Genomic DNA, 20,391 nt, shown 5'->3' on the forward strand with positions numbered 1-20,391 from the left:
TGCTGTTGTTTCAATGCAAAATTCACCATCAGGATTAAGACCGGCACTTCGATCAGCGGGCCGATCACCGCAGCGAATGCCGCCCCGGAATCAATCCCAAATACCGCGATGGCGACAGCGATCCCCAGCTCAAAGTTGTTGCCAGCAGCAGTGAAGGCCAGTGAAGTTGATTTAGCATAATCCGCGCCTGCACGTTTGGACAAATAGAAAGCAGAGAAAAACATGATCGCAAAATAGATCGTTAGCGGCAGCGCAATCCGCAGGACATCAAAGGGGATACTCACGATCAGCTGCCCTTTCAAACTGAACATGACCACAATCGTAAAGAGCAAGGCAATCAAAGTGATCGGGCTGATGGCCGGAAGGAATTTTGTCTCGTACCATTCTTTACTAAAAAGCTTGCTTAATACAATCCTGGAAATGATTCCAGCCAAGAATGGGATACCTAGATAGATGAAAACGCTTTGGGCGACTTGACAAATCGTAATGTTAACCACCAGGTGGCCCTGCTCGAAACCTTTCAGTCCGAAAAGCGGCGGTAAAACCGTCACGAATACATAGGCATACACCGAATAAAACAAGACTTGAAAAATACTATTAAATGCAACGAGCCCTGCCGCATACAGGCGGTCACCATTAGCCAGGTCATTCCAAACAATGACCATTGCAATGCAGCGGGCAATGCCGATCATGATCAGTCCGGTCATATATTCTGGCTTATCCGGCAAAAAGATTACGGCCAAGCCAAACATCAGCAACGGGCCGATTATCCAGTTTTGAAGTAGCGATAGCCCAAGGATCTTTGTATTGTTAAATACCTTTGGAAGTTCAGCATAACGTACCTTGGCCAAGGGCGGGTACATCATCAATACCAAGCCAATTGCCAATGGAACGTTAGTTGACCCAGAATTAAACTGATTGATAAAGTCAGGTGTCCCGGGTAAAAAATAGCCGATTGACACACCGATCAGCATGGCCAGAAAGATCCACAAGGTCAGATAGTGGTCTAAAAAAGAAAGACGTGGGTTATTCATGCGGTTTGATGCTTTAAAGTCCTTTTCATGACAACAGCTGATGAAGGGCAAAGGCCGCTAAACTGCCTGGTTTGCTGAATTGCTTCCGGAACCTGCTGACGGTCTACAGCTGTGAAGCCATACCGGTCGAAGTAACGATCCGCTGTGGTTGTGATCAGATAAACTGCCTGTAATTCCTGCTCGTCAGCACCAGCCAGAAGCTGCTCGACCATTCGGCTGGCAATACCTTGGCCTTGATGAACAGGACTGACAGCCACCGAACGCAAGAGACCTACTTGCTCGAACTGTTCCAGACCGGCCACACCAACAAGAGTCTCGCCCTCTTTGGCTAAAAGGAAATTAGACAAGCCTTCTGGCAGGTCCTCGGTAAGAAGGTCAGCTTCTTTAAGCAAGCTGATCAATAACCCTTTTTCTTCCGGCCTAGCATTTTCAATTTGTAGTGTCATCATGTTTCTTGTTTGATTAGCAGCATCCAGAACCAGGCTGGCAGCTGCCTCCATCCGAGGTAACTAATTCCAGTTCTTGTTTAGCAGGTGCAGGCGCGCAACATGAAGCTTCTGCGGGTGACGTACCGCAGCTTTGGTTACGGGTGAGCGCCTTGCACTGTGTGAAATCCGGAACCAGGTTAACCGTGAATGCTTCACCATCGGCAATAAACTCACCTGGGTACATCTGACGTGTATCGAACTTTGAATTCCCAAATTCAATCTTGACAGTAGCATTCGGGTTCAAAGGCAGCGTCTTTTCGACCAGGTTCACGATTTTAAGCGCCTTACCTACCTTCATGGAGCGGTCCACTTCTTTCACCGAAGGCTCCCAGAGCTGCACAATTACTTCTGTCCAGCTGTTCATTTGCCCGCCGCAGTCCACAGATACAATCGGTGCTTGCTTGATTTCGGTGATGTGGTAGGAGCTATCGACAAACTTGCCTTCTTCGTATTGAAATTGGAGGTGTAAATCTTGATTTTTTTCGAGAGTGTTTTTGAAATCACCCCAGGTCATCGGGCCGCGGGCAGTTGGATTGGATTGTCGCATGGTTTCTATTGGTTAAATGTATTATTGCGATTAATATTTTCAAAAAAATACCCTGCTAGTTACAGCAGGACGTGGTGAGTGTATAAGTGTCGAGCAGTGCTCCAAAAGTTTTTTGTGCTTCTTCCCATACCACCGGGTTAATGCAATAGCAAACCCGTGGCGGATTAATTTCACCGTGAATGATGCCGATCCGTTTCAGCTCTTTCAAGTGTTGGGAAACTGTGGCTTGGGCAAGTTCGAGCTCATCAACCAGGTCTCCACATACACAGGACTTTCTGGCGATTAGCAGTTGCAAAATCGCAACCCTGGCCGGGTGTGAGAACGCTTTGGCCAGATCCGCAATACGGTTTTGCTGCTCAGTAAATATTTCGGTTTTAGTAACTCCCATACTGCAAATATAACGGGTAATTTATTAATTGTAATATTACGATGAAAAATTTTTTGTCTAATAAAATGAATCGTATCTTTACGATCAATCATTAAATTTTAACTGACTTTAATAAAAAATGAACCTGATCAACTTGATAATTATGACCTTTATAACTACTGCTGCAATTGTGCCTACCAACAAGCACGATGATAAGAAAGCGCTTAATCCAGAGCTGACTTCTTACATCAACACAATTAAAGAAGACTTCTCAAAAATACCCCAGCACCGGGTGGAAGATCTTGACAAGATTGCTGCATTTATCCAAAAGCAAGTTAAAGCTGGGCAGCCTGTGCAGCTCACCTACATCTGTACCCACAATTCCAGACGCAGCCACTTTGGTCAGATCTGGGGAGCAACTGCTGCTGCATACTATAATATACCCCATGTAAAAACATACTCTGGCGGCACAGAGGCCAGCGCGTTCAATGAAAGGGCTGTCGCTGCTTGCAAGAGGGCCGGCTTTGATATCACAAAGACATCAGAAGGCAAAAATCCGGTCTATACTGTAAGCTACGCGGCCGGCAGCGAACCTTTGAAGGCATTCTCAAAGAAGTATGATGACGCCAACAATCCCCAAAGCAATTTCTGCGCAATTATGACCTGTTCCCAGGCTGATGAAGCTTGTCCTGTTGTTAAGGGCGCGGCAGCAAGGGTTGCTGTTCCGTATGATGACCCGAAAGCCTTTGATGGTACCGCGCAGGAGACAGCGAAGTATGACGAGCGTTGCAAGCAGATTGCAACGGAAACGCTGTATGTTTTTTCAAAAGTGAAAAATTGAAAATTGGAGAAGAACCATGGATCCTAGCTAACTGCCGACCGAGCAAAATTTAAAGAACCATGTACCTTTTATAATGAAGTTTATTGTCTGTATAAACGGACTCAACGAAGTGCTGCTTAATGCACCAACCTTCCATGTAATATTGTCGACAACCTTAGCTCCTCATGTTATTTTGGTAGTGACAGCTACCGCATATTCTTTCAGAAATTTTGAAAATTATATTATTTGAAAGGTTGCTCAACCTAGTGATCCCACCTGCTGCAAAGTAGTAGTCACAATGAACACAAAAATACCGAACATCATGATGCTAAAAGCCTTTAGGGATGTATTATAGCTGGCTACTGATCAACCTCTTTGATGTGTTCTCCAATGTCATATACGGCTTTGCCCTCACCAATTAACAAAGCAATCAATGAGCTGCCAATAGCACTTCGGTATCCGCCCGCGCAGTGTACTGCAATCGGCCTATTAAGAGGGATTTCGTCGATCCTACTTTTCAAATCGGCCAACGGAATCGAAATACTATTGCTAAAAATTGGATTTTTAGACACTTCTGACCCGTTTCTTACATCAACAATCGTGTATTTGTCCTGATGAGCCGTGAAATCTTCCAGGTCCAAAGGCTGCATAGTTTTCTGCCCACTGTTTAATACAAAAGCTTCCTTTATCTTGGCTTCATATCCGATGGATGCTGTGCGCTCGATAAGCTCTTTCAAAGTTTGTATATCCTGGGCAGCAAGATAAAAATGCTCCGAAGGATCAATCATGCTTCCCAGCCACGTTTCAAACTTGGTTCCATCCATAATATTAATGGATCTGGCTAGATGCCCGGTTTTAAAATCCTGCTGATCGCGGCTATCTACAACCCATAGATCAGGATCTAATTGCTCAGCCTTACTTTGCCCTAATGATCCAACCAGCTTTACTTTACCAATACTTTCACCAAATGCTGGTGCGCCTTTTTTGTTCAGATCGACATCAAAAGAAAAATAGGCTGGAATAAAGGGCTGATCAGACGTTAACTGCTTTACAAACGCTTCCTGGCTCATAGGTTGTAGGGACCAGTTCTCTCTCTTTTGCTCTCCCATGCTGCTGCTGGCAGCATCACTTAATGCTTTTCCGCACAAAGTGCCCGCTCCATGCGCCGGATATAGGATCACATCATTGGGCAATGGAAGTATTTTATCGCGAAGTGAATAATACATTTTGACAGCCAGTCTGTCGCGTTGCGCGTCCATGTCCTTGCCAGACCCTCTCAAATCCGGACGGCCGCAATCTCCAATGAACAGCGTATCACCGCTGAACAGATATTTAAGTTTACCATCATGCTCTAAAAGAACAGAGATGCTGTCATCCGAATGTCCCGGTGTGTTAATTGCTTTCAATACGATTTTGCCAAAGGCTAATGTGTCTCCTTCGTCAAAGGGTGTTAGCTTATAAGCAGAACCTAGATTCTGGCTGGCGTAAATGGCAGCACCAGTGGTCTGGGCAATTTCCAGATGACTGCTGACGAAGTCGGCATGTGAATGCGTTTCTATAACAGCGATAATCTGGGCTTGATACTCTTTTGCAAACTCATAATACGGCTCTGGATTCCGGGCCGGATCGATCAATACCATTTTTGATTCGCATTCACTCAGGATGGCATAACTGTAATGTGCCAAAAATTTATCTTCGAACTGTTGGATTTTCATAACATGTGTTTGTTTAATTCAACTCTTTACTGCAACTAATGAGGTAATTGATCCCTGAACCTACCATATACCCAGGTGCCTGCCACTGCGCTAATTAGCGTGACAATTACAACAGTAGCACCCATACCAATCTGTGCAAACAAGGGTCCCGGACAAGCGCCGGTCAAACCCCAGCCCAGCCCAAATATTAATCCTCCATAAATTTGTCCTTTGTTGAACTTCTTATCGGTGAAGGTGATAGCTTCCCCTAAAATGGTTTTGATCCGGTACCGTTTGATAAGCCAAACTGAAATCATTCCAACTAGTACGGCGCTTCCAATAATACCGTACATATGAAACGATTGCAGCCGGAACATCTCCTGGATCCTAAACCAGCTGATCACTTCTGCTTTCACGAATAGCACTCCAAAAAATAATCCAACAACAAGATATTTCAAGTTGTAATACCATTTGTGTTGTTTTTGACTCTCATTGATGCATATTGAATCCGTTGCCCGAATGTCATGCTCGCTTTGTGCCGTTTGCTCTACTAAATTGGCCATACTCTTTAATTGTTTATTTTGATGAAATCCGCAAAAAGGAAATCCTGATTTGTTTGAAAAGGCGTAATATGCCCCGCATAAAAATGTGTATTTACGGCAAACGAATCTTTGAAGACGTCGGAAAGCGAAGCCATATCGTACTGACTCACCGGCAATCCACTGCATTTTGTGGGACCAGACAAGGAAAAAGTCCCCAGAATCATATGCCCTTTTAAAAGCGAATTTTCAGCAATACGCTTATACTGGGCTTTCTGCTCAGCAGTGATCAGGAAGTGAAACACCGCCCTGTCGTGCCAGATTGCGTATTGTCTTTCCGGTTTAAAATCCAGTATATCGCCCACCAGCCAGGTAACCTGCTCAGACTTTGCTCCAAGCCTTTTTTGGGCTTTCTCTATGGCCTTGGCTGAAACATCCAAAACCGTTATATTCCTGTAACCTTCCAGCAATAAATAATCTACAAGCCGGCTGTCGCCGCCACCAATGTCAATGATTGCACTATCTTTTGCGGTATTTGTATCCTGGATCAGGGCCAATGAATGCGCTGGCTTGGGTTCTGTCCAGCTTAACTGATCGGGTGAGCTGGTACTATAAATATTTTCCCAATGTGCTTTTAAGTTATCCTTCATCTGCTTACATCATTAATATGAAAGGCAATATCCAGTTTGCCATGACAAATCCGCCAATCATAAAACATACTGTTGCAACCAGTGAGGGCCATTGCAAGGTGGCAAGTCCCATAATTGCGTGACCGCTCGTGCAGCCACCCGCGTAACGCGCACCAAACCCTACCAGAAACCCACCACCAACCATCATGATAAACCCGGGCAGCATCAAAAGCTTATCCCAACTGACCAGGTCAACAGGCACGAGCGATGAAAAATCAGTAACACCATAAATGCTGAGCTCTTTTACCAATGACGGGTTCAGCTGGACTGGTTCGGTGTTACCCATAAATGTCACCGCTATCATCCCTCCAAAAAAAATGCCGAGCACAAAAAACATATTCCACAACTCCTTTTTCCAATCGTATTGAAAAAACGGGATTTTCGCCGGAACGCACATGGCGCAAACATGCCGGAGCGATGATGAAATCCCAAAGGACTTATTACCCAGTATCAAAAGTGCAGGCACTGTTAGCCCGATCAGCGGCCCGGCCACATACCATGGCCAGGGCTGTTTTATAATTTCCAGCATAATATTTTAAAGGTGTTTTTTATTGAATTTTTTGTCTAAGCTTATCCCAGGCCCCGCCGTTATAAACCTGGACCCCGGCCATTTTTAATATTCCTTCTGCCATCCCACTGCGTGTGCCGCTACGACAACAGGTAATCACAGGCTTTCCACATTTTTTTAAAAATGCTGCTTTGTCGCTGATCTTATCAAGCGGAATATTAATGCTCTCATCAATATGGCCCGATGCGAATTTCTCAGGGCTACGCACGTCAACGATCAGTGCCCCGTGCCCGACAAGACCTTTCAAGTCTGTTTTATTATTTCCGAAAAACAATGACATAATTCCCATGATCTTATCCTACAATAGTGTACTTGGACAAACATAATTGCTTACTTCAAGCTTGCCTGAATCCTTAATTGCCTTAAAACCTCCCCTGACATCGATCAGATTGTCATATCCCCGTGCTTTGAGTACTGAATTAAAGATCATCGACCGGTAACCGCCGGCGCAGTGTACGAAGTACGTTTTGTTTTTATCAATCTGCGCCAGGTGATCATTGATATAATCCAGGGGGATATTTTCTGCATCCAGCATATGCTCAGACAGGAACTCACCTGCCTTACGTACGTCCAGCACGCCGATGGCGGGGTCAATTTTCAAGCGCTGACTCATCTGGTCAGCGGTTACTGACTGGATCTGGCTGGTTTCTTTACCGGCTTTGACCCATGCATCGATCCCACCTTTTAAATGTCCGATCGTATAGTCATAGCCCACACGCGCAAGACGGGTGACCACTTCTTCTTCCCTACCCTGCTCAGTTATTATCAATATGCTTTGTTTGATGTCGGGAATAAGCGCTCCAACCCAGGGAGCAAAGCCGCCATTTATCCCGATGTTGATCGAGTTAGGAATGAATCCTTTTGCAAAGATTTCTGCATCCCGGGTATCAAGGACGACCGCGCCAGTTTGGTTTGCAACTGCTTCAAAAGCCGCCGCATCCAAAGCCTGGGCTCCCCTTTCAAGAACCCTGTCAATGCTTTCGTAGCCATTGACATTCATCAATACATTTTCGGGAAAATAAGCAGGGGGCGGCATCAAGCCACTAGTGACTTCTTCGACAAACTCTGCCTTGGTCATATCCGGCCTGAGTGCATAATTGGAGGTTTTCTGGCTACCCAATGTATCGGTCGTTTCCTTGCTCATGTTTTTACCGCATGCACTTCCTGCACCGTGGGCCGGATAGACAATAATATCATCAGCAAGTGGCATAATCTTATCACGCAGGGAATCAAACAGATGCTCTGCCAGCTTTTCTTGTGTCAGTCCGGCGGATACCTTTTGTGCCAGGTCAGGACGGCCAACATCGCCAATGAACAGGGTATCCCCTGTAAAAATGCCAACCTGCTTTCCCTGCTGATCACTTAAAAGATAGCAAGTGCTTTCCATGGTGTGCCCCGGCGTATGCAGTACTGTAAGTGAAACATCGCCCACTTTCAGAACCTGGCCATCGACCGCTACAAGCGCATCAAAGCCAGGCTTAGCGGTCGGACCGAAAACGATTTGCGCACCTGTCTTTTCAGCCAGGTCAATATGCCCCGATACAAAATCCGCATGAAAATGCGTTTCCAGAACATATTCTATTTTTACCCCATTTTGTTCTGCACGGTTGATATAGGGCTCAACTTCACGGAGCGGGTCGATTACCACAGCTTCCCCATTGCTTTCGATATAATAAGCTCCTTGCGAGAGGCAGCCGGTATAAATTTGCTCAATTTGCATATTGATGGTCTTTTAATTTTCAATCCTTTTTGAATTAACTATACAAATTTCAGGATGTTTAGCTGGCTGGTCAGTGACAAGAGTCACATTGCGAAAAAGAATGAAAATCATTTTCACCTGCTTGGCTAGTGATCGGAAATTATTTGAGATGCATCAGCTCGGAGGATATAATATAAATCCCCATCACCAGCACAAACCAGCCAAACCCCTTCTTCAAAGAAGTAGCATTAACCTTTTTGGCTAAGATGCCCCCGATTAAAATTCCTGCCATGGCAATACCAGTAATTTTCAACAGAAAAGCCCAGTCAATCACAAAATGTCCTATATCCCCTGCAAAACCAATCAGCGAATTCAGCGCGATAATGAGAAGCGAAGTGCCCACAGCTTCCTTCATAGGCATACCTAGGATTAATACCAATGTCGGTATCAGCAAAAAACCGCCGCCTGCTCCCAGAAAACCCGTAGTAAGTCCGATGCCGATGCCACTTAAAAGCATCCTGGCAATATTACCTTTTAAGTCACACTCTAAACACCCTGGTTTTCGCTCCTTGCTCTTGATCATGCCCACCGATGCGGCCACCATCAGCACAGCGAAAAGTACCATCGTCAGTAAAGGTTCGGTGATCTGCAACGCTCCAATGCTAAAAAGATCATTGGGCACCAAAGGAATTAAAAATTTGCGCGTCAAGAAGACCGTTGTGATCGATGTGCTTCCGAACAGCAGTGCAGTTTTGACTTTGACTGCACCTTTGCGGTAATTGCTGTATGCCCCGACAAGACTGGTTGATCCGACAATAAACAGGGAGTAGGATGTCGACACCAAAGGGCTAATGCCAAACATGTAAACCAGTACTGGCACAGTCAGGATGGAGCCGCCACCGCCGATCATACCCAATGAGATACCAATAAATACAGATGCTATGTAGGCGATGATTTCCATTTTCGTATTGATTATATTACAAAAATCAGCAGTGTCTATCGCCTGGAAAGTGACAAAGGTCACATACGGGGAATAATATTTGTTATAGCCCAAAGCTTTTACTTCCAAGCATTTCGGAACCTTTTAGTTCGCATTTTTTTTATGGTTTTATGCCCCGCTTAATCATTTAGCTAGTTATGAGTGAAGATATTTCCTACTATCTCGATACCGTTTTTGCGGACTTCGAACCTGAATTGAAACAGTACCTGATCCGGGAATGCAGCCTGAAAAAGATTCCAGCCGGAGAAGTAATCATGCGGGCCGGACAGTACATTAAACACACCTTGCTTATTGGAAGCGGGAGAGTGAAACTTTACCGTCAGGGAGATGACGGGCAGGAAGCCTTCGTTTATGATCTTCAACCAGGAAACGCATGCGCCTTATCAATGATCTGTAATACCAAACAAGAGGCTAGTGAGATCATGGCCAAAGCCCTGGAAGATACTGTTGCAATTCTGATCCCGATCCAGTTAATGGATGAGCTGATGCAAAAATATAAAACATGGTACTACTTCGTCATTGCCAACTACCGGGCCCGTTTTGAAGAGCTGCTGGTAGTATTTGACAATGTAGTATTTAATGGCATGGACGAAAGGCTGGAATTTTATCTGAAAAATCGGTTTAGCACTACTAAGACTAATCAGATTTTAATTACCCATCAGGAAATTGCCAATGATCTTAATTCCTCGCGGGAAGTCATATCAAGATTGTTAAAGAAAATGGAACAGGATAAAAAAATCAGACTTCAAAGAAATAGTATAGAATGGATTACGCGGATGTAATTTACTTGATCTCCCAACTCTGATTTATTGAGACACTTCCAGCTAACATGCAATATTACGGTAGGTTTATAATTACCTTTTAACCTCGAATTACTCTGAGAAGAATAGCTACAACTGCTATTACAAGTAAATAATGAATGATGTTGCCCATCCCAAAGCCGTCAAGTCCAAGATATCCGATCAGCCAAAGGATTATTAATATCAGGGCGAGCGTTGATAGTATGTTTCCAATAATATCTTTCAAAACTATTGACAGTTAAATAAAACGGCGGTCCCAGACAGTTATCGGTATTGAAAATAGCTAGATGCGCAATTCGGTTGTTGAGCCCAAAATAAATATCTGCTTGCAGACCGCTTTTCCCTAAAAAGGTATCTTTGGGATCGTCGGCTGCTTTGTGGTTAGCCTTTGTAAAAGGGTGAAAAGCTTGAATTAAGATGAATCTTCAACCATTTTGCATAATACTTATGTCGGCACTATACACTCTGTAATAGATATGCAATCAGCAGAATGCTAATCAGGAAAATAACCCCAGTCAACAATGTGGTAAGTACTGTAGTGGGTTTGTACTCTCCGGTTTCAAGCTGCCTTTTAGTCCTGCGGTATTGTAAGAAAGCAAACAGGATGGAAAGCGTACCCAGGGCGACCAGAACAATTCCGATTATCGATGAATAGCCATGAGAGGGCGCAGTTACTTTCGTATGCAATACAAAACCAATCTGTTTAACGAAAAGCGAAAATTTTACTACCACAAAGCCAAAAGCCATGATGCCGATGCCAGTTCTAACCCAAGCCAGATAAGTCCGCTCGTTGGCAAGGTGGTCATTAGGCTTAAATGGTGATAGATTATCTTTTTCTTTATCGGTGTTCATCTACGAGAGTTCTTACGGTTTAATAAGTATTATTATGTGCCTCAAAAGTCCATACAACTTCCGAATATAGATCAGATAATTTATCAATCAATGGGTTGGCTCTTTCATAGTATTGCTGCTCACTAATACTGCCCTGATTGTATTGCACCAGTAAATTATCCAGTTCTTTTTTAATCTGGGATTTAGACGTCTTCCTTTTCTGCTTTGCTCGCAGTCTACGTTTATTTCTGCTCTTGTTTGAATTAAGGACAGTAGAAAGATAATGAACCCAAAAACACACGACACCCAAAATAAGCAGGCATAATAGATCTAGTAGTATCATGGCAATGACAAGTTAGAGATCCAAGTAACTTCAAATTTCCGTCGTTCTAATTCATGGCAACCTGCGCCCCATCTTTCATGTCATTTCGTGGATTGACAATAATCTGGTCGCCATCCCGAAGTGCTCCGAACACTTCGGTCATCTCATAAGACTGCATCCCTTTCCTTACTTCAACAAATTGTGCTTTCCCCTGATTGACCTTAATCACATACTGCCCTTCTGTCGATGTGACGACCGCTTCTGACGGGACAGTGAGAGCACCCTGCGTGCCCTCGGGAGCAAAGACCACTTCTGCAAACATGCCTGGTTTGATCTCCCCTTTTGCGTTGGTAACATCGATTTCTACGGTCTCAGAGCGGAATTTCTGGTTCATGTTGCCCGATCGGCGGCTGATTGTTCCTTTAAGCTGTTTTCCTGGCATTGCATTGACTGTGAAACTCACCTGCTTGCCCTGCTTTAACCCTACGCTATAAGTCTCAGGCACATCTACGACCAGCCTGAGCCGGTTTTGCTGCTGAAGCATCAGCATCGGACCTTGCAGTCGCACGCCTGATCCAACCAGCGCGCCAGGGTGAACATTTCGTTCTGTGATCACGCCATCAAAAGGCGCACGCACCACCAGGTAAGATTTGATCTTTGTGAGCGCATTGAAATTAGCTTGCTCGCCCATGGCTGCCGCACTGTCTGCCATCATTTTGGCATTGGCGCTTTCCAGGTCCAGCGCCGACACCGAGCCACGGATGCCGGCACTGGCTTTCAGCCGTTTGTAATGCTCCTGGCTGGCAACCAGCATGGCCTTTGCTTTCAGGTAATTCGAGCGAGCAGCTACCAGCTGCTCTTCGGTTTCAGGAGCTTCCAACACCATGAGCACCTGCCCTTTTCGGACATTGCTACCTCGGTCTACAAGCACTTTTTCCACAAACCCGTCGGCTTTGGGGTAGATGCTCACTTCCTGAAAGGCAAGGAACTCCCCTGGCAGCTGAACCTGCTGGCCTACTTTCTTAGAGCTTACCGCCCCAAGTTTTACAGCTGGCTTGCTGACGCTTTTTTTCTGTGTTTTGGTTTCGGCAGACTCAGACGACGAGCAAGCGCTGAAAACGGTTAGGCCCAATATCAGGGCAAGACAGTTATATGTTATGTTTTTCATAGGTAGGTTGTTCTAAATGGCCATTGACATGCAAATCTGAGGCGCTAGCCAGCGCGTTTTCGACTGGTAAAAGGGATGGGTCTTTATAAGCTGTTTTGCTTTGCAGAAATATATAGACTTGTGGGACAATGTAAAGTGCTGCCAGTGTCGAAGCGATCAGCCCGCCGATCACCGCGCGGCCGAGCGGGGCAACCTGCTCTCCGGCTTCCCCGGTTCCTAAGGCCATGGGCACCATACCTGCCACCATCGCAAAGCTGGTCATCAGCACCGGTCGAAGACGGGCGCCTGCACTTTCTAACGCAGCGCGGCGCACGTCGCGGTACTCCCAGCGGAGCCGCTCGGCATTGGTTACGATCAGGATCGCATTGGCCACCGAAATACCTGTTGACATAATAATGCCCATGTAAGATTGCAGATTCAGCGTGCTGCCTGTCAGCAGCAAAAAGGCTATTGAGCCCATGATTACGGCTGGGACAGTTGACAAAATAACCAGTGATAATTTGAATGATTGGTAGTTTGCAGCCAGAAGCAGGAAGATGACCACGACAGCAATGCCCAATCCAAGCTGCAAGCTGTCCAAGGTCTCAGTCAAAAGCGATGACATTCCCTTTACTTCTGTCACTAGGCCCTTTGGAGCCGCTCCTAGTCCGGCGATTACTTTTTCAACTGACCGTGTCGCACTACCCAAATCCTGGTGATGGATATTGGCTGAAACCGTCACAAAGCGCCGCGGCCCGATCCGGGCGTATTCCCCTGGAAGTGTATCGACCGAGAAGGTAGCAACATCGGCCAGCACCGGTCTGGGCTGACCTGCTACAAGCGGGATTTCTTGTAACTGTGCCATGTTTCGCATGGCGAATTCAGGGATCTGAACCTGCACCTGGTAAGTGTATGCCGCTTTTTGATCGAGCCACTGGTTTTTTTCAGTATAACGGCTCGATGATGTTGAAGCGGTGATGGATCGCGCGGTTTGCTGTAAGCTCAGTCCCATTGTTGCCAGTTTCTGACGGTCGAGCTTAATGTTGATGACCGGAAATTTAAGGGGCTGAATAATACGTACATCACGCAGATGATCCTGCTGCGACAACCCCTTCACCAATTTATTAGCATAGCCTTCAATCTCTTTCATATCCCTTCCTGCAACTTGTACTTCGATGGGCGTGAATGCCCCGCCGCTCATGAGTTTTTCGGTCAAATCAGCCGGCTCGAATGACAAAGTGAGTTCTGGCATCTGCTCGGCTACCGCCATTCGGATACGCTCTTTTAGATCCTGCATGTTGGTTTTGTATTCGGGATCAAGGCCTACCTTAATGACTGCATCATTGGGGCCACTCGTACTTACATACAAATTCGTGGTCGCATAGTTGGTGGGCACAACGCCGACATATGCCGACGAAATCGCCAGATGGTCATCTGAGGCCTGATTAACCAGTTCCAATAGCTCACTTACTTTCTCTTCGGTCCGTTCCAGCCGTGTCCCGTCAGGTGTTTTCATGCGGATTACCATTTGACCGGAATTGAGCTGCGGGAGCATGTCTTTTCCAATCCAGAAAAAACCTGCTGCTGCAAGGGCAAAAATGAGCACCAAATAAAGCCCGACGACCAGTTTGTTGCTCTTGACAAAACGCTCGTTCTGGCGCATGAAGCCACCCCTTACCCTGTCAAAAAAAGTAACCTTAGGCTCAGCACCAGCCGATTTTTCATGGACATGCTCTTTCAGCATCCAGTTAGCAAGGATCGGCACAAGGCTTTGGGCCAGGAAATAGGATACTGTCATTGCAAAACCTATAGACAGTGAAAGTGGCAAAAACATCGCGCGTGGCACGCCTGACATAATAAATGAAGGCGCAAAAACAGCAATAATACAAAGCAGGATCAGCAGCAAGGGCAATGCGACTTCTTTACAGGCATCATAAATCGCTTGTTTTTGCGGCTTACCCATCTCAATATGCTGGTGAATGTTTTCAATGGTTACTGTGGCCTGATCCACCAAAACACCGATGGCCAATGCCAAGCCCGACAAAGTCATGATGTTGATCGTTTGACCTGCCAGGCTTAGCATGAGCACAGCGGCGACGATAGAGACAGGGATCGTAATGATTACAATCAGCGAAGAGCGCCAGTCGCCCAGAAATAACAGCACCATAAGACCCGTCAGGATTGCGCCCAGCCCTCCTTCGAAAAGAAGACTTTTTACAGAGTTGATTACAAATATTGATTGGTCAAATTCGTAAGCCACTTCAATATCGTCAGGCAGCAGGCTTCGCATTTCCGGAAGCCGTGCTTTCAAGGCAGTAACCACATCCCAGGTGGACGCATCAGCTGTTTTCACCACCGGAATGTAAGACGAGCGGCTGCCATTGACCAGCGCATATCCGGCTGTCACATCTGATGCATCAGCAACATTTCCCAAATCACGAAGGAACACTGTCCGGTGCCCGTCTGTGGTGACCGGGATCTGGCCAAAATCTGAAACCTGATCCTCCAGTGAGTTCAGAGTGGTAATATAAGAAGTGTTTCCTATCCGGATATTACCAGAAGGGGTCATGGCATTGTTTGCAGCAAGGGCTTCCACGACTTCGTCAGGTGAAATGTTCAGGCTGCGGATCTTCTGCGGGTCCAGGTTGATGACGATCGTGCGGGAGTTGGTACCAATCGGTGGCGGGGCAGTAAGTCCGGGAACAGTTGAAAATAGTGGCCTGATCCGTGTTACGGCCAGTTCATGGATCTCTTTGAGCGAGCGTGTTTTGCTGCTGAAAACCAGATCACCGATCGGCACCGAAGAAGCATCGTAGCGTACCACCTGCGGGGGCAATGCGCCGGGCGGAAAAAATTTCATCGCCCGGTTGACCTGGATGGCGACTTCTGCTGCCGCCTGGGCCATATCGCTGCCTTCATAAAAGGCTAGCTTTACAACAGTAAGCCCCTGCACACTTTTACTGGAAATTTCTTTGATGCCGCCAATGTACAGGAACTGGTCCTGCATCCGGGTAGCAAAAAACCCTTCCATTTGCGCCGGCGACATACCACCATAAGGCTCGATCACATAAATCACAGGTGAGTTAAGCCGCGGAAAAATATCGATCGGTATCCGGCTGGCCGACATAATCGAGAAAACGACAAGCCCTGCGATGAGTACCATGACTGATACAGGACGTTTTAATGAAGCTGATAGCATATTAATACAGGGTTATGGACGCCTGAAAAGATCAAAAAATGGTTCAAAATCGCTCGTAGCATAGGCCTTTTCCAGTCTGACGGCCACGGCCCGGCGCTGCACGTCAATTACTTGCTTTTCTACCCTGGTCAAAAGCTGCAAAGCATCGGTGATACCCAGGATATTTTCTATCCCATTGTTATAAAGTGACATGCGCTGCTGGTAGGCAAGTGTAGCTGATCTTACCGTGACGGGAAGCTCCCGCAACGATAACCGGATGGAGGACATCACAGAATCTGCCATCGCAAGTGTGTTTTGCAGCTGGACCTGCTCGACAGTCAAAAGACTTGCCGCTTCGCGCACGCGCCACTGCTGCTGGATAGCGCGTGTCTTGACCCTTTTGAAATCAATGAGGTTGACAGTGGCTGCGACTCCCAGTAAAAAGTTGGTACGGCTATACCCAAAGCCCTGGCCGATAGGGCCAAAATTATTATCAATGTCAAGGCTGGTGCCCCTTGCTGAGACAGCAGTAAGCAGCGTAACCCTGGGCAGGGCTGATTTACGGATCATGTCGATCTCTGCATTCTGGCGAGTAAGCAGGTTACTTCTGTATCTGAGCAGTGGATGCGATGTTAGCACTGTGCTCGGTGCGGGCTCACCCAGCAGTACACCTGCATTAAAGGTGGTATCAACTTCCAGCTCGTTTACCTGACGGCCTGTGAGTGTCGCCAGCTGGACATTAGCCCTGCGGTACTCTTCCTGCATCTGATAGTAGCTCAGCTTGGCGCGCGATAGCTCGACAGAAGCCAGTGAAGAATCCAGTCCTGGCCGGATGCCATTTTGTACGAGGTTATTAATAATACGCCTAACCGTATCGACCCGAGCGAGGTTCTGCTGCTCGATTTTAAGATTTTGCCTGAGCCATACCAAGTCCAGGTAGGTTTTGATGACGACTTGGCGAAGCGCAAACTGCTCGCGTTCCAGGCCCGACTCCCCTACTGCGATGTCAGCATTGGCCAGTTTATTTTCAGCCCCAAATCGGCCGAAATTATAAACTTCCCAGTCAGCAGAAGCCAGTGCGATATTGCCCGATGCCAGATCTGATGCATTTTCAGGCCTTCGTCCACCAGATGTTGGTACAATGAGGCCCATTGAAAAGTACGAGCCTGAAAGCCCGTTAGCGGTGCCTAAATTGACCTGGTCATGCAATTTAACATTGGGCAGCCGGTTGTCGCGCAGCACCTGCAAATTGGCACGGAAAGCTTCGAGCGCAGACCTTTGCGCTGCCAGCGTCGGATAGTGGTTGACGGTCGCTTCGACCGCCTCCTCCATACTCAGGGTTTGCCCGAGTGCAGATGGATGCTGGTAGAAGACCAGGATTAAAAACAGGATTAGGAATAGACAGCGGTTCATACGTTTAACAATCGTGCAGCGCCTTATTTGGCGCCGGGGGTACATCTTACTGGCATCAAATTAAACAGGCACTTGGTTAGAGGGTATTGAGAAGGTTATTAGAATTTGGTGAGAAGGGGTCGTTTTTAAGTATATTTTAATCTCGATTCATAATTTTACCCGATCAAATAGCCAGAAAAAGCAGCATGAATGTCTTAGTTGTGGAAGATGATCTGGAACTGACGCAGTTCATTCAGAAAGGCCTGCAGTCCGAGGGTGCTACCGTATCCGTAGCATTCGATGGGGTGATCGGAAGAAGTATGGTCAATGAAAACAAGTTTGACGTAGTCGTGCTGGATGTTAATCTGCCTGGTTTAAATGGTTATGACCTTTGCAAATTCATTAAGCAGAACTGGCCGGCTATGCCAGTGATCATGCTTACCGCACTGGGAAGCCTTGATAACAAGGTCCTAGGCTTTGAGGCAGGGGCTGACGATTACCTGGCAAAGCCTTTTGCATTCAAAGAGCTCCTTTTCCGTTTGAAAGCTTTGGCAAGACGCCACCCATCACGTGCTCCCAGGCCCAAGCGGCTGCAACTCTTGGATTTGGAAGTAGAAACCGATTCACACCGGGTTTGGCGAGCTGGCGAAAGGGTCGAGCTGACTGCCAGAGAATATGCGCTTTTGGAATACTTTATGCTCAACCAGGGGAAGGTTATCAACCGGGTAGATCTACTTGAAAATGTCTGGGATGTGCATTTTAATACCAACACAAACGTAGTTGATGTGTATGTGAACTACCTGCGCCGCAAGATCGACAAGTCGGAACCGAGGCTGCTGCATACCGTATTTGGGGTAGGCTATTTAATGGGGCCAGAGCCATGAGTATCAAGCAACGCATCACCATTGTTTTTGGCTTCTTGGTAGCGGCCCTCTTGCTAGTCTTTTCAATCTTCATTTACCAGGCTTATGAATCTTACCGGCAGTCGCTGATGCGTAACCGCCTTCAGCGCAGGGCAGTGGCTGGACAATTATATTTTGAAAACCGCCTTGAATTTCATCGTTCCAGCTACCTGACCCTTCCCGACCAGCACGAATTTTTGGTAGATAGCAGCAACAAGGTTATTTATGAGTCTTCGGGAACGATTGATTATAAGCTTTCCCCGGAACTCCTTAATAAAGCCCGCAAGCAAGAAGTCTATTTCAGTTATAAATCCAGACCCTTAAAAAGGCTTAAAGAAGGTATTGCCTTGTCCTTTAAAGTGGATGGAAAGCGTTATGTCTCAGTTGTCACGGCGCACGATCTTAGCGGGACACAAGCAAGTGAGAGCCTTTTTTTTATTCTGGCCAGTGGCAATATCATTCTGCTGGTGATTGTTGCTTTTGCTGGTTTTTTCTTTGCGCGCCGCGCAATGCTGCCTTTCGATGAGTTAATTGCTCAGATGGATCCTGCATCGGTAAGCGATTTCTCCTTCAGACTGCAAAGCCGCACAAGTGCTGACGAAGCCGCGTACTTGTCAAATTCCTTTAATGAATTGCTAAGCCGCCTGCAGGGCTTGGCCATCAGCCAGGAGCACTTTGTTTCTTACGCGTCTCATGAGATCCGCACGCCGCTTACCGTGGTAAAAGGAATCCTGGAAACTTCGCTGGCCTATGATAAGGAGCTGGGCGAGCTCCAGCAAAGTATGGAAAAGGCTTTGGTCAGGTTAGAAGGTGCCATAGAGCTTGCCAATTCGCTGCTACATCTTGCAGAAGTCGAAGGTTTGCAGTCGGCCAGAGTCCGCGAAGACATCAACATCGTGGATACGGTGCTGGATACGGTCACATACTTGGGTGAGAAGCGGCCAGATCAGCAAATTGACCTTGTACTAACAGATACCTTTACCCAGCAAAGTTCTAATCTCAGGATTTTAGGGAATGCGACGCTATTGCGTACGGTGCTGACCAATATCCTGGATAACGCAAGCAAATACTCCCGGCAAGAGCCAGTGGAGCTAAAAGTTGATCTGGAACTTTCGTGGGTCATTATTACAGTCACTGATCTGGGTATCGGCATCCCGGGCGCTGAGCTCGATGATGTGTTTTTACCGATGATGCGCGCTGGCAATGTGGGAAATGTGCCAGGCTTTGGTTTAGGGCTCACCATTGCAAAGAAAATTATTGACATACACAAAGGGCAGCTTAGTGTAAAATCCATGAAAGACAAGGGCACTGCCGTTTCAATAAGGCTGTCTGCTTTGCCGCTGGCAGATTAGCGCGCTGCTTGCCTTTCAGGCATATCTTAATATACAAAGCCTGTAACTCTGATTTGCGTCGACAATAATGACGCATTGTACCCTCTTGTCCCAGGTAGTAGGAATGAATGAATCTTTATTGCTCGTCAAGACGCCATTTGAAAAATCGCTCGCTCAGCGAATTAAGTATGCTTGCTCTATTCTTGATATAGTAAGCGCGTCCCAAATCCATGTGCCAAAGAATCAGCTGGACGATACGGATGGATTGCAACGGGCTCTTGAATCCTACTCACGACTGAGTACCCAATATTTTAATGTATTTGAAAAATATTTTAAGGCAGCCACCGAGCGAAAATCGCTTATCAAAGGTGCAGGCCAAAGTGTTAAGCAAACTGCGCAGCTGATAGCCCGCTGTGTTAGCAGTGATTTAACAATCGATAAACCCCTACGCAAACAAATTAGTACGCTTTACCGTATGATATATACACAAAATCGTCTGAATGCACCTTACGACTTTTCCAGACCATCGTATAATCAGGACGTGCATGATTACTTTCATAGTAATCAAGTAATACTGGATGTTTTCAAAGAGATGGTGGGTTTGCTTGATACGTATATGTTTTCGGGCCCCAAGCAGCAGTTTTCACTCTCCCATTGTTACCTGCTGATTTCAGAAATGGAAATGTTTCATGCAGAAATAAGCGTGCTCACTGGCAAACTAAATGTACTCAACACTGAAAGGCTTGAAATTTTTGATCGGATTGCAGAGCGGTGCGAGGCTATTTGCAATAGAAGCCGGTTTATTTTCGGCGCTAGCTCGCCCACTTTCAAGCTTATAAAAAGGCGTAGGTTGTCAGTCAGATAGGGTGCTGCTTACCACTAGGCGTAACACACCATTTTCGCTTTTAACTTCTAGACCGATACATGACGTGGTTCCGTTTTGGTTTACACTTTTGCGGGTTAGTAAATATTTAACTTCTCAATTCTCACCCAGTTTGCCGATAGTATTCTGCCTCGAAGGCAGCAGGATTCAGATAGTTTAA

The 20,391-nt window shown here is 46.4% G+C and carries 21 protein-coding genes; 5 read left to right on the forward strand and 16 right to left on the reverse strand.

The window, feature by feature from the left end; translation table 11 throughout:
- The 4 genes from arsB to FBF61_RS34025 all read right to left on the reverse strand — a co-directional run.
- Nucleotides 1-1,034: ACR3 family arsenite efflux transporter (gene arsB, locus FBF61_RS34010; RefSeq protein ID WP_138485448.1), on the reverse strand; the 1,034-nt coding region annotated here is incomplete at its 3' end.
- On the reverse strand, nt 1,031-1,483 hold the full coding sequence (arsN2, locus tag FBF61_RS34015; protein ID WP_229215351.1) for an arsenic resistance N-acetyltransferase ArsN2: 453 nt from the start codon (nt 1,481-1,483) through the stop codon (nt 1,031-1,033). The genes arsN2 and arsB, both read right to left, overlap by 4 nt.
- 13 nt (nt 1,484-1,496) lie before the next feature.
- Nucleotides 1,497-2,069, reverse strand: a complete 573-nt coding sequence (locus FBF61_RS34020) for a DUF6428 family protein (protein ID WP_229215352.1) — start codon at nt 2,067-2,069, stop codon at nt 1,497-1,499.
- A 55-nt stretch (nt 2,070-2,124) separates the two neighbouring features.
- Nucleotides 2,125-2,457: an ArsR/SmtB family transcription factor gene (locus FBF61_RS34025; protein ID WP_138485449.1), complete on the reverse strand. Its 333-nt coding sequence runs from the start codon at nt 2,455-2,457 to the stop codon at nt 2,125-2,127.
- Between the two features lie 142 nt (nt 2,458-2,599).
- Here FBF61_RS34025 and FBF61_RS34030 point away from each other — a divergent pair, with 142 nt between their 5' ends.
- Nucleotides 2,600-3,277: a low molecular weight phosphatase family protein gene (locus FBF61_RS34030; protein WP_229215353.1), complete on the forward strand. Its 678-nt coding sequence runs from the start codon at nt 2,600-2,602 to the stop codon at nt 3,275-3,277.
- Nucleotides 3,278-3,615: 338 nt separating this feature from the next.
- Here the strand turns inward: FBF61_RS34030 and FBF61_RS34035 are convergent, their stop codons facing one another.
- From FBF61_RS34035 to FBF61_RS34065, 7 genes are all read right to left on the reverse strand, one after another.
- Nucleotides 3,616-4,971, reverse strand: a complete 1,356-nt coding sequence (locus FBF61_RS34035) for an MBL fold metallo-hydrolase (protein ID WP_138485451.1) — start codon at nt 4,969-4,971, stop codon at nt 3,616-3,618.
- 35 nt (nt 4,972-5,006) lie between these two features.
- Nucleotides 5,007-5,513, reverse strand: a complete 507-nt coding sequence (locus FBF61_RS34040; protein WP_138485452.1) for a DUF6691 family protein — start codon at nt 5,511-5,513, stop codon at nt 5,007-5,009.
- Between the two features lie 5 nt (nt 5,514-5,518).
- On the reverse strand, nt 5,519-6,139 hold the full coding sequence (locus tag FBF61_RS34045) for a class I SAM-dependent methyltransferase (protein WP_138485453.1): 621 nt from the start codon (nt 6,137-6,139) through the stop codon (nt 5,519-5,521).
- A 4-nt stretch (nt 6,140-6,143) separates the two neighbouring features.
- Nucleotides 6,144-6,707 (reverse strand): YeeE/YedE family protein, encoded by a 564-nt coding sequence (locus FBF61_RS34050; protein WP_138485454.1) that lies wholly within the window; start codon nt 6,705-6,707, stop codon nt 6,144-6,146.
- A 19-nt stretch (nt 6,708-6,726) separates the two neighbouring features.
- Nucleotides 6,727-6,993 carry a rhodanese-like domain-containing protein gene (locus tag FBF61_RS34055; protein WP_229215354.1) on the reverse strand — a complete coding sequence of 89 codons (267 nt, stop codon included), beginning with the start codon at nt 6,991-6,993 and terminating at the stop codon, nt 6,727-6,729.
- 51 nt (nt 6,994-7,044) lie between these two features.
- Nucleotides 7,045-8,466, reverse strand: a complete 1,422-nt coding sequence (locus FBF61_RS34060) for an MBL fold metallo-hydrolase (RefSeq protein ID WP_138485456.1) — start codon at nt 8,464-8,466, stop codon at nt 7,045-7,047.
- Between the two features lie 139 nt (nt 8,467-8,605).
- Nucleotides 8,606-9,406, reverse strand: a complete 801-nt coding sequence (locus FBF61_RS34065) for a sulfite exporter TauE/SafE family protein (protein ID WP_138485467.1) — start codon at nt 9,404-9,406, stop codon at nt 8,606-8,608.
- A gap of 176 nt (nt 9,407-9,582) precedes the next feature.
- Between FBF61_RS34065 and FBF61_RS34070 the strand changes: the two genes are divergently transcribed.
- Nucleotides 9,583-10,227: a Crp/Fnr family transcriptional regulator gene (locus FBF61_RS34070; protein WP_138485457.1), complete on the forward strand. Its 645-nt coding sequence runs from the start codon at nt 9,583-9,585 to the stop codon at nt 10,225-10,227.
- 79 nt (nt 10,228-10,306) lie between these two features.
- On the opposite strand, the gene FBF61_RS34075 is transcribed toward FBF61_RS34070, so the two are convergent.
- The 5 genes from FBF61_RS34075 to FBF61_RS34095 all read right to left on the reverse strand — a co-directional run bounded on the left by FBF61_RS34075 (nt 10,307) and on the right by FBF61_RS34095 (nt 17,136).
- Nucleotides 10,307-10,471, reverse strand: a complete 165-nt coding sequence (locus tag FBF61_RS34075; RefSeq protein WP_374756646.1) for a lmo0937 family membrane protein — start codon at nt 10,469-10,471, stop codon at nt 10,307-10,309.
- A 230-nt stretch (nt 10,472-10,701) separates the two neighbouring features.
- Nucleotides 10,702-11,097: a YidH family protein gene (locus tag FBF61_RS34080; protein WP_138485458.1), complete on the reverse strand. Its 396-nt coding sequence runs from the start codon at nt 11,095-11,097 to the stop codon at nt 10,702-10,704.
- Between the two features lie 368 nt (nt 11,098-11,465).
- On the reverse strand, nt 11,466-12,566 hold the full coding sequence (locus FBF61_RS34085; protein ID WP_138485459.1) for an efflux RND transporter periplasmic adaptor subunit: 1,101 nt from the start codon (nt 12,564-12,566) through the stop codon (nt 11,466-11,468).
- Nucleotides 12,547-15,708 carry an efflux RND transporter permease subunit gene (locus FBF61_RS34090; RefSeq protein WP_229215355.1) on the reverse strand — a complete coding sequence of 1,054 codons (3,162 nt, stop codon included), beginning with the start codon at nt 15,706-15,708 and terminating at the stop codon, nt 12,547-12,549. The genes FBF61_RS34085 and FBF61_RS34090 overlap by 20 nt, the downstream gene beginning before the upstream one ends.
- Nucleotides 15,709-15,756: 48 nt before the next feature.
- Nucleotides 15,757-17,136, reverse strand: coding sequence for a TolC family protein (locus tag FBF61_RS34095; protein ID WP_166444702.1), 1,380 nt, complete (start codon nt 17,134-17,136; stop codon nt 15,757-15,759).
- Nucleotides 17,137-17,321: 185 nt separating this feature from the next.
- On the opposite strand from FBF61_RS34095, the gene FBF61_RS34100 reads away from it, so the two are divergent.
- From FBF61_RS34100 to FBF61_RS34110, 3 genes are all read left to right on the forward strand, one after another.
- Entirely contained in the window at nt 17,322-17,999 is a 678-nt protein-coding gene (locus tag FBF61_RS34100; RefSeq protein WP_138485462.1) for a response regulator transcription factor, read from the forward strand.
- On the forward strand, nt 17,996-19,369 hold the full coding sequence (locus FBF61_RS34105; protein WP_138485463.1) for a sensor histidine kinase: 1,374 nt from the start codon (nt 17,996-17,998) through the stop codon (nt 19,367-19,369). Before FBF61_RS34100 ends, FBF61_RS34105 begins: the two co-directional genes overlap by 4 nt.
- A gap of 67 nt (nt 19,370-19,436) precedes the next feature.
- A complete protein-coding gene (locus FBF61_RS34110; protein WP_166444703.1) occupies nt 19,437-20,213 on the forward strand; it encodes a hypothetical protein in 777 nt (258 codons plus the stop codon).
- Nucleotides 20,214-20,391: the final 178 nt, after the last annotated feature.

It is taken from the genome of Dyadobacter bucti, from assembly GCF_005869225.1.
GTDB lineage: Bacteria > Bacteroidota > Bacteroidia > Cytophagales > Spirosomataceae > Dyadobacter > Dyadobacter bucti.

Excerpts from the sequence above, each read along its gene's own strand:
- FBF61_RS34025 (WP_138485449.1), bottom strand. The coding sequence starts at position 2,457 with ATGGGAGTTACTAAAACCGAAATATTTACTGAGCAGCAAAACCGTATT.
- FBF61_RS34035 (WP_138485451.1), bottom strand. The coding sequence starts at position 4,971 with ATGAAAATCCAACAGTTCGAAGATAAATTTTTGGCACATTACAGTTAT.
- FBF61_RS34100 (WP_138485462.1), top strand. The coding sequence starts at position 17,322 with ATGAATGTCTTAGTTGTGGAAGATGATCTGGAACTGACGCAGTTCATT.
- FBF61_RS34040 (WP_138485452.1), bottom strand. The coding sequence starts at position 5,513 with ATGGCCAATTTAGTAGAGCAAACGGCACAAAGCGAGCATGACATTCGG.
- FBF61_RS34095 (WP_166444702.1), bottom strand. The coding sequence starts at position 17,136 with ATGAACCGCTGTCTATTCCTAATCCTGTTTTTAATCCTGGTCTTCTAC.
- FBF61_RS34060 (WP_138485456.1), bottom strand. The coding sequence starts at position 8,466 with ATGCAAATTGAGCAAATTTATACCGGCTGCCTCTCGCAAGGAGCTTAT.
- FBF61_RS34065 (WP_138485467.1), bottom strand. The coding sequence starts at position 9,406 with ATGGAAATCATCGCCTACATAGCATCTGTATTTATTGGTATCTCATTG.
- FBF61_RS34070 (WP_138485457.1), top strand. The coding sequence starts at position 9,583 with ATGAGTGAAGATATTTCCTACTATCTCGATACCGTTTTTGCGGACTTC.
- FBF61_RS34110 (WP_166444703.1), top strand. The coding sequence starts at position 19,437 with ATGACGCATTGTACCCTCTTGTCCCAGGTAGTAGGAATGAATGAATCT.
- FBF61_RS34090 (WP_229215355.1), bottom strand. The coding sequence starts at position 15,708 with ATGGTACTCATCGCAGGGCTTGTCGTTTTCTCGATTATGTCGGCCAGC.
- arsN2 (WP_229215351.1), bottom strand. The coding sequence starts at position 1,483 with ATGATGACACTACAAATTGAAAATGCTAGGCCGGAAGAAAAAGGGTTA.
- FBF61_RS34045 (WP_138485453.1), bottom strand. The coding sequence starts at position 6,139 with ATGAAGGATAACTTAAAAGCACATTGGGAAAATATTTATAGTACCAGC.
- FBF61_RS34105 (WP_138485463.1), top strand. The coding sequence starts at position 17,996 with ATGAGTATCAAGCAACGCATCACCATTGTTTTTGGCTTCTTGGTAGCG.
- FBF61_RS34085 (WP_138485459.1), bottom strand. The coding sequence starts at position 12,566 with ATGAAAAACATAACATATAACTGTCTTGCCCTGATATTGGGCCTAACC.
- FBF61_RS34020 (WP_229215352.1), bottom strand. The coding sequence starts at position 2,069 with ATGCGACAATCCAATCCAACTGCCCGCGGCCCGATGACCTGGGGTGAT.
- FBF61_RS34080 (WP_138485458.1), bottom strand. The coding sequence starts at position 11,097 with ATGAACACCGATAAAGAAAAAGATAATCTATCACCATTTAAGCCTAAT.
- FBF61_RS34050 (WP_138485454.1), bottom strand. The coding sequence starts at position 6,707 with ATGCTGGAAATTATAAAACAGCCCTGGCCATGGTATGTGGCCGGGCCG.
- FBF61_RS34030 (WP_229215353.1), top strand. The coding sequence starts at position 2,600 with ATGACCTTTATAACTACTGCTGCAATTGTGCCTACCAACAAGCACGAT.